Here is a 13,888-nt window from a genome sequence, read left to right on the forward strand (position 1 = left end):
CCGATGGAAGCCGGGCGGCCTGACACTTCGAGATGTTCCGCAATGGCTTACGCGTCGACGACGCGCAGCGCCTTGGCCTGGGCCAAAGCTTCCTTCTGCACCGCTTCCTGAACCTTTTCAAACGCGCGCACTTCAATCTGGCGCACGCGCTCGCGGGAAATGTCGAATTCGGACGACAGTTCTTCCAGTGTCACCGGATCATCCGACAGGCGGCGGGCCTCAAAAATGCGGCGTTCGCGATCGTTGAGCACGCCAAGAGCCCGTTCCAGCATGCGCCTTCTTGTTTCCAGCTCGTCCTGCTCGATCAGAACCGCTTCCTGGCTTTCGTTTTCATCCACCAGCCAATCCTGCCACTGGCCGGCTTCGCCCTCTGCCGCCCGGATCGGGGCATTCAGGGAGGCGTCGCCGGAGAGGCGGCGGTTCATGGAAATGACCTCCTCGGCCGAAACATTCAGCTTGGTGGCGATTTCGGCCACCTGGTCGGGCTTCAGGTCGCCCTCTTCAATCGCCTGGATCTTGCCTTTCAGGCGGCGCAGGTTGAAGAACAGGCGCTTCTGGTTGGCGGTCGTGCCCATTTTCACCAGCGACCAGGAGCGCAGGATATATTCCTGGATCGAGGCCTTGATCCACCACATGGCATAGGTCGCCAGGCGGAAGCCGCGTTCCGGATCGAATTTCTTCACCGCCTGCATCAGGCCGACATTGCCTTCCGACACCACTTCGCCGATCGGCAGGCCGTAGCCGCGATAGCCCATGGCGATCTTGGCGACGAGACGCAAATGGCTCGTTACCAGTTGATGGGCGGCGTTGCGATCCCCATGTTCCGCATAACGCTTGGCCAGCATGTATTCCTTCTGCGGCTCCAGCATCGGAAACTTGCGGATTTCATCGAGATAGCGGTTGAGGCCGGCTTCGCCGGCCGTAATCGACGGTAAATTGTTGCGGGCCATAAAGCACCCCCTTCTGATCGTGTTCCGGCTCCCATGAGGCCATCGCCGGAGGCGAGCCGTTCGGCGCGGTTCATTCCCTTGACCCCGCACCGATCCACTTAAACAGATAGGTGCGACGAAAGAGTGATTCAAGCGCAGCTGCGGGTCACGTCCTCGTTATGATATTACGGTTTGGTAAGGCTGTGGATCACCCCTAACGGTAGGCGCGCTCGGAAAACGCCCGCATTCCCGAACGGCACATCAATTCGTAGAGCATGCGCCGGCCGATCGGATTGTGCAGGCGGATGACGCGCGATCCGAGGAAATCGGTATCGGTTTGCTCGAAGGCAGAGAGTCCCGCGGACGAAGCGATAATGTCGTGGTACAAGGCATGATATGCCGTCCGGCAGACATACGTCTTGTATTTTGTCATGCAGAAACAGGAAAAGCGATCCTGATGCGTGCGCAGGAAGTCCGCCACGCCCACTGTCACCTCCGGCCATGCGGGGTTGAATGTATCGTCGAAGACGATGACGCCATGATCGGCAATGGTTGCCATGGCCAAGGCGCTGTCTGCTGCCACATGGTGCAGGCGGTGGCCGCCGTCGATGCTGAAAAAACGCACTTCGCCAACGCGGTCGGTGATATCGCTGGCGCGCAACTGCGTGCTGTCACCTTTGATCACGAGGCTTTCCTCGACCGAGAGACCCAGCCGCCGACCGTTTTCCACAAAGCGCTGGTATTGCTGCGGCAGTCCGTCTGTACCTGCATCCTGATCGAAGAGGTCGATGGCAAGGATCGGGCATTCGCTGCCAGCGATCTTGCGCATCAGGTAATATGAGCGGCCATAATAGACGCCGATCTCGGCCAGCGCGCCGGCCAGATCCCGACGCGTCTGGGCGTGCAACAGGGTCGAAAACACCAGCGCATCCGGTGGGTCGATATATCCCTCTATGCTTTGCAGTGTGCCGAAAATAAACTTTCGATCCTGACCATCCATCCCGAATACCCTAGGTTGTATTTCTGCGCTGTGAAACAGGCCGTGTATCCATCAGCCTCTGCAATTTTTTGGATGCAGAGGTTTCCGGGTCTTGCCTGATGTTGCGCTGGTGAAGAGGATGGAACAATAAAGCGAAATTACGGCGTCTTCGACCGCCAAAATGCGGACAGTCTGTTTCTGAGTATTACACGCAAAGATTGTATTGATCGCCGCATTTGACGAGGTTTTGCCGGTCGTGGCTTCGCGCAAGTTGATGGAGTGAGCCTCGCTATTCGCTTCTGAGCGCTTCCAGCAGCTCTTCCATATCGGCTGGAACGGGAGAGCGGAACTCCATCACCTCGCCGGTGCGCGGATGCTCAAACGCCAGAAGGAAGGCGTGTAGTTTAGGCCACAGCCTTTGCCACCATTTCCGGGTGCTGGGCGATGACGCGGACATAGGCGATGGCGAAATCCGGTGCTGTTGCCCGCGCCTGTTCCCAATCACGCAGCGTGCCCACGGGCACCCGAAATCGCGTGGCGAATTCGGACTGCGACAGGCCAAGCCCGGTTCTTGTCTTTCGGATGAGACGGGCACGCTGTGCACGGTCCATGGCCTCGACCGTGACATCGAAATCCTCGGCATCGGCGGGATCAGCCGGCATTGTGATAGGCTCGTTGTTCACCCGTGTTGCTCCTTTTGTCCGGTGCAATTATACGGGATTCCCGTATGAAGACCAGTCGCTACTCGCTTCTGAGCGCTTCCAGCAGTTCTTCCATATCGGCTGGAACGGGAGAGCGGAACTCCATGACCTCGCCGGTGCGCGGATGCTCAAACGCCAGAAGGAAGGCATGCAGCGCCTGGCGGTGAAAGCGGTTGACCACTGCGCGGGCCGCTTCCGGCAAAAGATTCGCCTTGGTCTTGAAGGCGGCGCCATATTCCGGATCACCGATCAGCGGGTGGCCAATATGGGCCATATGCACGCGGATCTGGTGCGTGCGGCCGGTTTCCAGCCGGCATTCCACCAGCGATGCGAGGCAGCTTGCATCTTCCTTCTCGTGGAAGCGTTCGGTGACCTCGTAATGGGTCACGGCTTCACGGGCATCTTCTGTGTCCTCGCGCTTGACGGAGCGCTTGGTGCGGTCGGTGCCGGAACGGCCAAGCGCTGCATCGATCGTGCCGCGCAGCTGGCGGGGCCGGCCCCAGACGAGGGCGACATAGGCGCGTTCCAGATCGCCGGTCTTGCCGTGATCGGCAAATTGCGCCGCCAGATGCCGGTGGGCGATGTCGTTTTTCGCCACCACCATCACGCCGCTCGTCTCCTTGTCCAGACGATGGACGATGCCGGGGCGCTTGACGCCGCCAATGCCGGAGAGACTGTCGCCGCAATGGTGGATGAGGGCATTGACCAGCGTTCCGGTCCAGTTGCCGGCGCCCGGATGCACGACGAGACCAGCGGGCTTGATCAGCACGATCAGGTCGTCATCCTCGTAGAGAACGTCGAGCGGAATGTCTTCGCCCTTGGGTTCGGGATCTTCCGGCTCCGGCAGATTGATCTCCACCGTATCGCCCACATTGATCTTCTTTTTCGGTTCGGTGCAGGCCGTACCGTTCAACGTGACCGCCCCCTGTTCGATCAGCGCCTTTAGCCGGCTGCGGGAAAACTCGCCCTCCAGCACGGAGGTCAGCCAGGCATCCAGCCGTCCTGCGGCTTCCTCGCCGGCAGTCAGGACTTTCCTTGGCGTCGCAGCTTGGTTAAAGGGGTCGTTCATATGTTCATCCCGATGACAGTTAGAGCAAGGACGCCCGACCAGATGGCCCATCTCGAACCCGAGACACAGGAAGAAGAGCCGCTCGATCCGGTCATGGAAGCCGTCCGTCGCAAGATGGTGCGCCTGCAGGTGGTCTCCGGCGGCATCATGTTCATCAGCCTTATGGCGGTGTTGTTGGCCGTTGTCTACAAGGTGAGGAATGCGCCGCAGCCGGCACCGACAAGCCTTGCCACGGGGGCTGGCTTTGCCGTTCCTGCCGATCAGCCGCTGGCCGTGACGGCGCGTCTGCCGACCGGCTTCGAGATCCGCTCCGTGTCGCAATCGGGCAGCCAGATCCTATTTTATGGCGTGCTGGCCGGTGTGCAAAAGGTGATGATCTTCGATCTCTCCGTCGGGCGCATCGTCGCGGATGTCACGGTCGCCGACCGCTGACATGATGCAGCTGCCCAGTCCGCCGATCCGCATCACGGATGCCGACGATCCCCGGATCGCCGAGTTTCGCGGCATTCGCGAGCGGGATCTGGTCGGCCGTCGCGGTGTGTTTATCGCCGAGGGAACGGTTGTCCTGCGCATGCTGGCGGCAGCCCATGCCGTGGGCGGCGATTTTTGCGCCGACAAGATCCTGCTTCTGGAAAACCGCGTCGAGGGTGTCGGTGACATTCTGACGCTTTATCCAGCCGATGTGCCGGTCTATGTGGCTGGTGCGGCCGTTCTCGATGCCATTGCCGGCTTTCATCTGCATCGCGGCGTTCTGGCGCTTGGGCGGCGGGTCCGGCAATCGACCGTTGCCGCGCTTCTGGCTTCCGTGCCTGATCCGGGGCTCGTGGTCATTGCCTGCGGTATTTCCAACCACGACAATATCGGCTCGATCTTTCGAAATGCCGCAGCCTTCGGCGCCTCGGCGGTGTTTCTGGATGAAACCTCGTGCGATCCGCTTTACCGCAAGGCACTGCGCGTCTCTGTCGGTTCCGTGTTGTCGGTGCCTTATGTGCGCGGCGGTTCGGCGCTGGACCTCCTGCAAGAGGTGTCAGACGCCGGATTTTCGATCTATGGATTATCGCCGCGTGGGGAATGTGAGATCGGTACCATTGCGCCGGCGCGCGGTATAGCGCTGGTCACCGGCACCGAAGGCGAGGGGCTTCCGGCTGCGATCATGGCGCGGTTCAAGACGGCGCGCATCAGCCAGAAACCGGGGCTCGACAGCCTGAATGCCGCCACCGCTACCGGTATCGCGCTCTATGAAATGGCACGCCGTCAAGGCCTTATCTGAGCTTTCGACCGCCTCTATGCGTCCGGCGCCTGCGGTCCGATGGTTGCGATCGCATGGCGGGCGCGGGCGGCAAGGCTGATCCGGTCGAGATCCGGGCGGTCTTCACGCTCTAGTAGCGACGGAATGGGCGATGCACTTCCCTCACGAGTTGCCGTCAGCGCCACCATGTCTGCGGCGATCGATGCCAGTTCCTGGCGCACGGCATCGTCATTGAGTTTGCGGCCCGTCGTCAGATGCGCGCCCAGTGCGATGCTGCGGTTGCGGATATCTTCGGCAAAACGGGTCAGATCCGGCATGGGCGGCATTTTTTCTTCTTTTGGTTCGGTCGCTATCTGCGCGGCGTCCGGTGTTTCGCCGCCATCACCATGCTCGACAAGGTCTGCCGCAACGGCCGCCCCGCTTTTGGCATTTCGCTTGGTGGCACTGCGGCCGGTCTTCGGCTTCTGTTGCAGGCGCTCAAGCTGCTGTTCGCGCCGCTCCACTGTGACCTGGAGATCGGCCTTTTCGGCAATCTCGCGTGCCAGCCGGTCATCGGCGCGGGCCGCACGGTTCATCTCCTCCTGCAGCCGGCGCTCGGCTTCCTTGGCGCGCGCCGTCAGCAGCTTCACATCCGTGCGCAGCGTATCACGTTCCTCGCGCAGGGCGGCGCTGCGGAAGCGGGCATTCTCCACCTCCGTATCGCGGGTGGAGAGGTCAATCTTCAGCGTGTCGATATCGGTCGCCAGCCGCGCGATACGGCGTTGCAGGGCCTCGATTTCCTCTTCTTTCAGGGCCGCGCTGCTTTCGACCAGTTGCAGCGATTCCTTCAGCTGATGGATAAAGCCTTCCTCGCGGCGCAGGCGTGATCGAAGATCGGCTGCCTCCGTGCTCATGTCCTCCACCTGCATGCGCAAATCGTCATTGGTGGCGTGCAGCTGGGCTGCCTCCTTCGTCAGCTTGTCATGGGCCAGTTGCAGCTCCAGAGCGTGATCGCGCTGAAAGGTCAGTTCCTGCTTGGTGCGGGCATTTTCCGCCGCGTAGACGGCGCGCGCCAGATCGCGCTGCGCCCGCACTTCCGGCGGGCTGATCGGCATAGTCGCCTTCAGGCGATTTTCCGTATAGCGCACCACCCGCCGATGTACGGCCGGCGCAAGGACCATCACGAGAAGCGTCGCGCTCAGAAAGCCCAGGCCGAAGAGAAGCGCGAATTCGATCACAGGAGACCTTTTTCAACAATGGTGATGCGGATGGAGCTACTCCATCCGCTCTCGCACAACAATAAGCGCCTGAATTTCGCGATGAAAGCTTCGCCGGCGTTATGCCAGTCTCAGAAGGGATTCCAGGTGGCGGCCTGGGTGAACTTCAGATAGCCGACATTGACACCTAAGCGCGCACCGATGCCGGTGCGGATCGGCACGATCAGCACATTGTTGTTGCGCAGCGCCGTCATGCCGACACCGGCCACCACGAAGGCTGAACCGCTGACGCCGCCATAGCGGGTGTAAAGGGTGTTGATATCCGGCAGGTTATAGACCAGCATCATGGTGCGCGCGCCCTGGCCACCATAATCGATGCCGAGCGACGGCCCCTGCCAGAAGGCCGGGTGCTGGCCGGCATTCTTGGTATAGAGTTCACCCTCGCCATAGGTCAGGCCGGCAATGAAGGCGCCGGACCCTTCCTGGCCGAGAATATAGCCATTCGGCAGTCCATATTGCTGGAACGCCTTTTCCACCACCTTGGCCAGGCCGCCGCTGGTCGAGCCGAAAAAGCCGTGGCCGGCATCGATGATTTCCTGGACATTGTATTGGGCAGAGGATTGTTGTGCGAAGGCAGTCGCCGGCGGCACAGCCGCAAGCGCCGCAAAAAGCGATATGGCAAGCAGCCGGGCGGCAGCGGTAAGTCTTTCGAAGCGCATTGGCCTGTCCGTTTTTTTCTGAATAGGATGCCTATAGTCGCGGCCGCACCATCTTGCGACCATCCTGTTAACAACCGGTTTACCAAAAATGGTGTCATTATGGCGGCGAACCGGGCACCTGCGGCGTCATTCGCTCAGGTTCACGCAATATTGTCGTGCAAGACGGTGTCATTGCACCGACGCACCAATCAGGAAAAGCCAATGCCGAAGAATCCGAAGCTCAACCTCAGTGGTCATGATCTGGCGGCGCTCCTGTGCAGCCGCGTCTGCCATGACGTCATTTCACCGGTTGGCGCCATCAACAATGGTCTGGAACTGCTGGACGAAGGCGGCGCCGATGCCGACGCGCTGGACCTGATTCGCACCTCGGCCATCAATGCTTCGGTTCGTCTGAAGTTTGCGCGTCTGGCTTTCGGTGCCTCCGGCTCTGTCGGTGCCTCGATCGATACGGGCGAGGCCGAAAAGGCCGCCAAGGATTTCGCCATCGCGGAAAAGAAGACGGAAGTGACCTGGAGCGGTCCGCGCGCCATCATTCCGAAGAACCGCGTGAAAATGCTGCTCAACCTGTTCATGGTTGCCTATAGCGCCATTCCGCGTGGCGGCTCGATCGATGTCGTCTTGGAAAACCCGGAGACGGACGCGAAATTCACGCTGACCGTCAAGGGCCGCATGCTGCGCCTGCCGACCAAATATGCCGAGATCTGTGCCGACTCGCTGGAAGAAGCTGTCGATGCCCATTCCATCCAGCCCTATTACACGGTGCTGCTGGCCGACGAATGCGGCATGGAACTGCGCCATGTGGTCTCGGAGGACAATATTGCGTTCATCGCCGAAGTGCCGGCCGTGTGAGGCTACGGTAACGGTTCTTTAGCCATCGCCGATTAACCTGCCCTCTGCTCCCGCCTTGCGGGGGGCAGCCCTTGTAGTGTCGAGGTTGGAGGTTCCATGACGCGCCTGATGATTGCCGACAGTTCCGATATCGTTCGCACCGTCGCAAAGCGCATTCTCTCCGAACTCGGCTTCGTGGTCATCGAGGCGGCACATGAGCAGGAGGCGCTGATGCGCTGCCAGGCCGAGTTGCCGGCCATTCTCGTTGTCGATGCGAGCATGGAAGGCGCGCTGGGCCTGATTGCCAGCGTCCGTGCCATGCCGGGTGCCGAAAAGCTGCGGATCTATTACTGCGTCATCGAAGCCGATCTGAAAAAGATGATGATGGGCAAGCGCGCCGGAGCCGACGACTTCCTGATGAAGCCGTTTGACCGCAAGATCCTCTCGGCGGTCTTTTCGCCCTATGCGGCTGCGGCCTGACGCCAGCGTTTTTCATCTCCCGTGACTATCCTTTGCGCCTCGAGCTTTTAAAAGAAGGCCGGGCCGTTTTTGCATGCGCGCTTTGTGTCTGGGCAAGGTGCCTTGCATTCGCGTCTCGGGGCGCAAACGAAAAACGCCCGGACAATGCCGGGCGTTCAACTATGGATGATCGCGACTGTGACGAGGTTTACGCGGTTTCGGCGTATTCGTTGCTGTCCGGCTCGCGCAGCACATAGCCGCGGCCCCAGACCGTCTCGATATAGTTTGCGCCGCCAGCCGCATTGGCAAGCTTCTTGCGGAGCTTACAGATGAAGACGTCGATGATCTTGAGTTCCGGTTCGTCCATGCCGCCATAAAGGTGGTTCAGGAACATTTCCTTCGTCAGCGTCGTGCCCTTGCGCAGCGAGAGCAGTTCGAGCATCTGGTATTCCTTGCCGGTCAGGTGAACCCGCTGGCCGCCGACCTCAACGGTCTTGGCATCAAGGTTCACGACCAGTTCGCCGGTGACGATGATCGACTGGGCATGGCCCTTGGATCGGCGCACGATGGCGTGGATGCGTGCAACAAGCTCGTCCTTGTGGAACGGCTTGGTCATGTAATCGTCGGCGCCAAAGCCGAGGCCGCGAACCTTGTCCTCGATGCCGGCCATGCCGGACAGGATCAGGATCGGAGTCTTGACTTTCGACAGACGCAGCGTCCGCAGAACCTCGTAGCCGGACATGTCCGGAAGATTGAGATCCAGCAGGATGATGTCGTAGTCGTACAGCTTTCCGAGGTCGACGCCCTCTTCTCCGAGATCCGTCGTATAGACGTTAAAGCTCTCGGACTTCAGCATCAGCTCGATGCTCTGAGCAGTCGCGCTGTCATCTTCGATGAGTAGAACCCGCATATTTTTCCCCTTTACCGCCGCGAAGGTGTGGATGCCCCCCAACGCGAAACGGATCCAGACGTTGCCTGATGTGGAAGCTGACACCAATTGGTTAACAAACTCTGACCGCCTTTGGCAAGGCATAGGAATTTGTTAAACAAAGTCGGTATTGGCCTGATTTTCATTGTGAATCTGCCAGCGCCATACCTGAATCCCTTTGGCAGGTTTTACCCTTAAGTGATTCATACGACTCATCATTGTCGTCAGCCGAAATCGGCCATGGCATTTACGGACCCTTAAACGATCGTCCCTATCATTAACGATGCCCGTAAATGAAAGGTTACCGCGGACGCCAATTCCTTAACGCCGCAGCAATTTTTTCGTCCGAACTGTGGCAGTTCGGACTCAGGGTCTAAGAGTGTAAATAGCCGGGGTCTCGCTATCCACGGGAGTATTGCGTATGAAGACGCGTGACAGCCTTGTGCGCCTGAAAGAATTTCAGGTGAATGAAAAGCGCCGCCAATTGCAGCAGTTGCAGCTGATGATGGCGGAATTTGAACGTATGTCGAAAGAACTGGAACACCAGATTTCGATCGAAGAGAAAAAATCGGGAATCACAGACCCGAATCACTTCGCCTATCCGACCTTTGCCAAGGCGGCCCGCCAACGTGCGGACAATCTGCAAGGCTCCATCCGGGAACTCCGCGTCCAGCAGGACAGCGCAGAACTTGCCCTGGAGGAGGCTCAGGCTGAGCTATCCAAAGCAACCGCTCTTGAAGAGCGGGACGGCGGCATGCGCGCTCGCGCCTGATCCGTTTGTCAGCACTGTCCTAATCATGCGTGGATGCCAAGTGTATCCGCGCGTGCTTTTTTGTGAATTCCTGACAGGTTAACCTTGGATCACATTCCGCCAGTCGGGGTGACGGGAAACCTGTGCCTGAAAGAACGGGCAGAGCGGGATGATTTTCCAGCCACCCTTGCGGGCTTCATCGACGGCATGTTCGGCGAGCGCCTGACCGACACCTTTGCCCCGAAGGGCATCATCCACCTGTGTATGATCGATGACGATCAGGTGCGGATCGGCGCGTGAAAACGTCATTTCAGCGCTATGCCCAGCCAGTTCGGCGTGGTAGCGGCCGCCGGACTGCGTGTCTTCGAGGATGATCTGCATGGGCTTTGCGTCCAATCGTCAAGGCGTATCAAAGCTGATATGGGACGCTTGCGGTGCAAAACCAGACGCGGGCCAAATGCCACACTCTAAAACGGGAGATCACATGGCCCGATGGCGGATGCTGCTGATGGCCCTGGCGGCGGTGTCGCTGGTGCTTGGGCTTGTGCTGCCGATCATGCGGCTGGAACGGCTCTATGTGTTTGCCGACAGCCCGTCGATCCTTGATCTGGTCGTCGGATTGTGGCGCGAGGGCGAGTGGCCGCTTGCACTTCTCATCGGGCTGTTTTCGGTGGTGTTCCCGCTCCTCAAGCTCATTCTGCTTGCCTGGCGCGAGGCCGGGCGGGCTCTGCCGGAGGGGTCTTTCGGCCGCGCGCTGCCGCATCTGTCGAAGTGGTCTATGATTGACGTGATGCTTGTGGCAATTGTGATATTCGCGGCCAAGAGCAGTGGCCTGGCATCCGCAGTCGCGCAGCCTGGCCTCTGGTTCTATGCAGCCTCGGCGGTGATCGTCGGGCTGATGATGTCGACGTCTTCCACGTCTGGCAGGGGATAGGGGCACGTATTCCGACCGAAAAATCCCATTGGGCCAAAGGCCCTGGGATCTCGGTTGATGCCGTCAGCCCTTCAGCCGCCTAATGGCGGTACTGCTGGATGCGGGTGGTGCGCAGGCCAGCCAGGCCATGATCGTTGATGGATGCCTGCCAGGACAGGAATTCTTCGACGGTAAGCGTATATCGTTCGCAGGCTTCCTCGAGGCTCAAGAGGCCACCACGCACCGCTGCAACCACTTCCGCCTTGCGACGGATGACCCAACGGCGCGTATTGGCCGGCGGAAGATCCGCAATGGTCAGTGGGCTGCCATCGGGGCCGATGACATATTTAACTCGAGGACGGATCATTTCGGTCATTGGACTCTCTACACTACACAAGACCACATGAACGACCGTACCGTCGCAGCTTTAACAATTGACTAAATGGGAACCTTGAATTGTCTGAATCCTGCCCGGAAGGCTTGATATTGCAGAGAGATAATCAGTTTCCCCCTTGATTCCCGAGTGTATCTCGACTTTCAAATATGGGGTTTATGCTTGGAAAAGAGATGGCGACCCGGCTTCAACCGGCCGAACGCCATCTTTTTCCGCCTTTGTGAAGGTCAGACGCGCAGGATCGACAGCTCGGTTTTGCCCGGTCCTTCGTCAAATGTGGCGGTACCGGCATGCTGGAATGTCAGCCGGTCAGCAGCGTAGAGCTGGAAAACGCCACTGGCATGGATGGTCAGCGGAACGGCGGTTGGCCCGCGCAGCGCAAGCAGCGTCGTTGCCGCATTGCGCCGGACATTGACCGTATAGCCGGAGGATGCCGTCGCCGTGATATTGGCGCAGATGAGGTAGAGCCCGTCCGCCGGAACGGTCAGCGCATTGCCGCCGCCAGCCGCCGCCAGACCCAGCGTCACGCCGCCTTGCTGGAGCGCAAGCGTCGTGAAGCCTGTTTCAGCGCCGGCTGCCGGTGCGGACGTGCCGGCCGTGCGGTGCGCGCGTGCCAAAGGCGCATTCGGCAGAGTGACACGACCGCCGCCGTCGATGGTAAGGCCGGTATTCCAGCTGCTGCCATCGGCACTCACTTTCACGGAAAACTGGTCATTGCCGGCAAGGCCCATTTCGGCCCGGCCGGACCAGCCGCTCTGGTAAAGCAGTGAGGCCGTATCGCCGATGCCGGCCTTGTTGATTTTCAGCTGATGGCCGGCGCCGGCATTGTTGAGAAGGGTTGCAGGCGAGGTGACCGCCAGCCGGTTGGTCAGGTCCGGCGTTGCGCCGACGCCGAGCATCGATGGCGCCAGTGTTGCGGGCAGAGCCGGGCGCTCCCAGATACTGCCTGAGAACACTTTGATGGCGCCGGCATCCCTGAACCAGGCAAGATAGCCGGGGCGCGGCGCGGCAAACAGCCAGCGTCCATCCTCGAAGATGGCAATGGTGCCAGCGCGTCCGCTCCAGGCGCCCGATGGGGTGCCGATCACCGAAAAGCGCTGGCCTTCCTGGGGCAGGCCGGGCGGTGCCGCACCCTCATATTCGATGATCAGCTGCACCAGCCGGTCGAGGATGACGAGGGCCTCGTTATGGGTAACGTGCTTCTGCGCCTGCGAAGGCAGGATGAAGGGCAGGGCAAGATTTGCGGTAGTATCGGCCATGGAAATGCGCTCCGCTCGGGTTTCGCATCAAGAATAGCCGCAGGCGTCGAGGCGGGGAGGCCATGCCGCCCAAGCCCTTGATAAACATGAGGCACGATCAGGGATTTATCCCCAGGCCGTGCGGCGTGGCAGAGGGGCCACGGTGGCGATCTTCCTGTCTTGCAGCAGTACAACCTGCTCTTTGGCGCCCGGATTGCGCTTGTCCTTTGTGGTGCATGTGCGAAGGTGAGACGCATACAGTCAGGGTATTGAAATGCGCTATTCCGCTCTCGAGATCGTCCGGCAAGCCTTTTCCGGCAACCGCAACTGGAAGCCCGCCTGGCGCGAACCGCAGCCCAAGCCGCATTATGATGTGATCATTGTCGGCGGTGGCGGCCATGGCCTGGCGACGGCCTATTATCTGGCCAAGGAATTCGGTATCACCAATGTCGCCGTTCTCGAAAAGGGCTATCTCGGCTCCGGCAATATCGGCCGCAACACCACGATTATCCGCTCCAATTACATGCTGGAGGGCAATGAGCCCTTCTACGAGTTTTCCATGAAACTGTGGGAAGGGCTGGAGCAGGACTTCAACTACAATGCGATGGTCTCGCAGCGCGGCATCGTCAATCTCTTCCATTCCGATGGACAGCGCGATGCCTATGCGCGGCGCGGCAATGCCATGAAGATGCATGGCGTCGAGGCCGCTCTTCTGGATCGAGAAGGGGTGCGCAAGATGATGCCCTACCTCAATTTCGACCATGCCCGTTTTCCGATCCTCGGCGGTCTCTATCAGAAGCGCGCCGGCACTGCCCGGCATGATGCGGTCGCCTGGGGCTATGGTCGCGGCGCTGACATGCGCGGCGTCGATATCATCCAGCAGTGCGAGGTGAACGGCATTCGTCGCGATGAGAGCGGCCTTGTGACGGGCGTTGAAACCTCGAAGGGTTTCATTGGCTGCAACAGGCTGGCACTGGCCACGGCCGGGCATACGTCTGTGACGGGAAAGATGGCCGGGCTCGACCTGCCGATCGAGACGCATGTGCTGCAGGCCTTTGTCTCGGAAGGGCTGAAACCGGTGATCCACAATGTCATCACCTATGGTGCCGGGCACTTCTACATCTCGCAGTCCGACAAGGGCGGCTTGGTATTCGGCGCCGATATCGACTATTATTCCTCCTATGCCCAGCGCGGCAATCTGGCCACTGTCGAGCATACGATCGAGGAAGGGGTATCGCTGATCCCCGGTCTGTCGCGAGCCCGCGTGCTGCGCGCCTGGGGCGGCGTGATGGACATGTCGATGGACGGCTCGCCGATCATCGACAAGACGCCGATCGCCAACCTCTATCTCAACTGCGGCTGGTGCTATGGCGGTTTCAAGGCGACACCCGCCTCCGGCTTCTGCTTCGCCCATCTGATTGCCAAGGATGAGCCCCATTACACGGCGCGGCTTTTGCGCCTGGATCGCTTCGAGCGCGGCCTTGCCATCGACGAGGGCGGCAAGGGCCCGCAGCCGAACCTGCATTGACGAGATG

The 13,888-nt window shown here is 60.0% G+C and carries 17 protein-coding genes and 1 pseudogene; 7 read left to right on the forward strand and 11 right to left on the reverse strand.

The features are described from left to right. Nucleotides 1-47: 47 nt before the first annotated feature. The 5 genes and pseudogenes from rpoH to E8M77_RS16425 all read right to left on the reverse strand — a co-directional run bounded on the left by rpoH (nucleotide 48) and on the right by E8M77_RS16425 (nucleotide 3,678). Nucleotides 48-950 carry an RNA polymerase sigma factor RpoH gene (gene rpoH, locus E8M77_RS16405; protein WP_137131691.1) on the reverse strand — a complete coding sequence of 301 codons (903 nt, stop codon included), beginning with the start codon at nucleotides 948-950 and terminating at the stop codon, nucleotides 48-50. Between the two features lie 193 nt (nucleotides 951-1,143). Beyond that, nucleotides 1,144-1,929, reverse strand: coding sequence for a class I SAM-dependent methyltransferase (locus tag E8M77_RS16410; protein WP_137131692.1), 786 nt, complete (start codon nucleotides 1,927-1,929; stop codon nucleotides 1,144-1,146). Between the two features lie 268 nt (nucleotides 1,930-2,197). Next, nucleotides 2,198-2,311, reverse strand: a pseudogene (locus tag E8M77_RS24270) (RNA pseudouridine synthase); the annotation flags it as partial. Nucleotide 2,312: 1 nt separating this feature from the next. Further along, on the reverse strand, nucleotides 2,313-2,591 hold the full coding sequence (locus tag E8M77_RS16420) for a helix-turn-helix domain-containing protein (protein ID WP_170975902.1): 279 nt from the start codon (nucleotides 2,589-2,591) through the stop codon (nucleotides 2,313-2,315). Between the two features lie 58 nt (nucleotides 2,592-2,649). Next, nucleotides 2,650-3,678, reverse strand: coding sequence for an RluA family pseudouridine synthase (locus E8M77_RS16425; protein WP_137131693.1), 1,029 nt, complete (start codon nucleotides 3,676-3,678; stop codon nucleotides 2,650-2,652). A gap of 42 nt (nucleotides 3,679-3,720) precedes the next feature. On the opposite strand from E8M77_RS16425, the gene E8M77_RS16430 reads away from it, so the two are divergent. Next, a complete protein-coding gene (locus E8M77_RS16430) occupies nucleotides 3,721-4,110 on the forward strand; it encodes a hypothetical protein (RefSeq protein WP_137131694.1) in 390 nt (129 codons plus the stop codon). 10 nt (nucleotides 4,111-4,120) lie between these two features. Beyond that, entirely contained in the window at nucleotides 4,121-4,948 is an 828-nt protein-coding gene (locus E8M77_RS16435; protein WP_137131795.1) for an RNA methyltransferase, read from the forward strand. A gap of 14 nt (nucleotides 4,949-4,962) precedes the next feature. Here E8M77_RS16435 and E8M77_RS16440 read toward each other — a convergent pair whose 3' ends face one another. Further along, entirely contained in the window at nucleotides 4,963-6,144 is a 1,182-nt protein-coding gene (locus E8M77_RS16440; protein WP_137131695.1) for a hypothetical protein, read from the reverse strand. Nucleotides 6,145-6,254: 110 nt separating this feature from the next. Then, on the reverse strand, nucleotides 6,255-6,842 hold the full coding sequence (locus E8M77_RS16445) for an EipA family protein (protein ID WP_137131696.1): 588 nt from the start codon (nucleotides 6,840-6,842) through the stop codon (nucleotides 6,255-6,257). A gap of 201 nt (nucleotides 6,843-7,043) precedes the next feature. Between E8M77_RS16445 and E8M77_RS16450 the strand changes: the two genes are divergently transcribed. Beyond that, complete coding sequence (locus E8M77_RS16450) at nucleotides 7,044-7,691, forward strand: histidine phosphotransferase family protein (protein ID WP_137131697.1); 648 nt, start codon at nucleotides 7,044-7,046, stop codon at nucleotides 7,689-7,691. Nucleotides 7,692-7,787: 96 nt separating this feature from the next. Continuing rightward, a complete protein-coding gene (locus E8M77_RS16455; protein WP_137131698.1) occupies nucleotides 7,788-8,150 on the forward strand; it encodes a response regulator in 363 nt (120 codons plus the stop codon). A 187-nt stretch (nucleotides 8,151-8,337) separates the two neighbouring features. Here E8M77_RS16455 and ctrA read toward each other — a convergent pair whose 3' ends face one another. Next, nucleotides 8,338-9,039, reverse strand: a complete 702-nt coding sequence (ctrA, locus tag E8M77_RS16460) for a cell cycle two-component system response regulator CtrA (RefSeq protein ID WP_137131699.1) — start codon at nucleotides 9,037-9,039, stop codon at nucleotides 8,338-8,340. A gap of 439 nt (nucleotides 9,040-9,478) precedes the next feature. Between ctrA and E8M77_RS16465 the strand changes: the two genes are divergently transcribed. Further along, entirely contained in the window at nucleotides 9,479-9,829 is a 351-nt protein-coding gene (locus E8M77_RS16465; protein WP_137131700.1) for a flagellar export protein FliJ, read from the forward strand. Between the two features lie 78 nt (nucleotides 9,830-9,907). On the opposite strand, the gene E8M77_RS16470 is transcribed toward E8M77_RS16465, so the two are convergent. Beyond that, nucleotides 9,908-10,189: a GNAT family N-acetyltransferase gene (locus E8M77_RS16470; RefSeq protein WP_137131701.1), complete on the reverse strand. Its 282-nt coding sequence runs from the start codon at nucleotides 10,187-10,189 to the stop codon at nucleotides 9,908-9,910. A 103-nt stretch (nucleotides 10,190-10,292) separates the two neighbouring features. Here E8M77_RS16470 and E8M77_RS16475 point away from each other — a divergent pair, with 103 nt between their 5' ends. Beyond that, on the forward strand, nucleotides 10,293-10,742 hold the full coding sequence (locus tag E8M77_RS16475) for a paraquat-inducible protein A (protein ID WP_137131702.1): 450 nt from the start codon (nucleotides 10,293-10,295) through the stop codon (nucleotides 10,740-10,742). Nucleotides 10,743-10,821: 79 nt separating this feature from the next. Here E8M77_RS16475 and E8M77_RS16480 read toward each other — a convergent pair whose 3' ends face one another. Further along, nucleotides 10,822-11,097 carry a DUF1153 domain-containing protein gene (locus E8M77_RS16480; protein ID WP_062455190.1) on the reverse strand — a complete coding sequence of 92 codons (276 nt, stop codon included), beginning with the start codon at nucleotides 11,095-11,097 and terminating at the stop codon, nucleotides 10,822-10,824. 245 nt (nucleotides 11,098-11,342) lie between these two features. After that, the gene (locus E8M77_RS16485) at nucleotides 11,343-12,374 is read right to left on the reverse strand and encodes a DUF2793 domain-containing protein (protein WP_137131703.1); all 1,032 of its coding nucleotides are present in this window, start codon (nucleotides 12,372-12,374) and stop codon (nucleotides 11,343-11,345) included. A gap of 253 nt (nucleotides 12,375-12,627) precedes the next feature. Here E8M77_RS16485 and E8M77_RS16490 point away from each other — a divergent pair, with 253 nt between their 5' ends. After that, a complete protein-coding gene (locus tag E8M77_RS16490; protein ID WP_137131704.1) occupies nucleotides 12,628-13,881 on the forward strand; it encodes a sarcosine oxidase subunit beta family protein in 1,254 nt (417 codons plus the stop codon). Nucleotides 13,882-13,888 lie beyond the last annotated feature (7 nt).

Origin of the sequence: Rhizobium sp. FY34 (assembly GCF_005222845.1) — a bacterium.
Taxonomy (GTDB): Bacteria; Pseudomonadota; Alphaproteobacteria; order Rhizobiales; family Rhizobiaceae; genus Neorhizobium.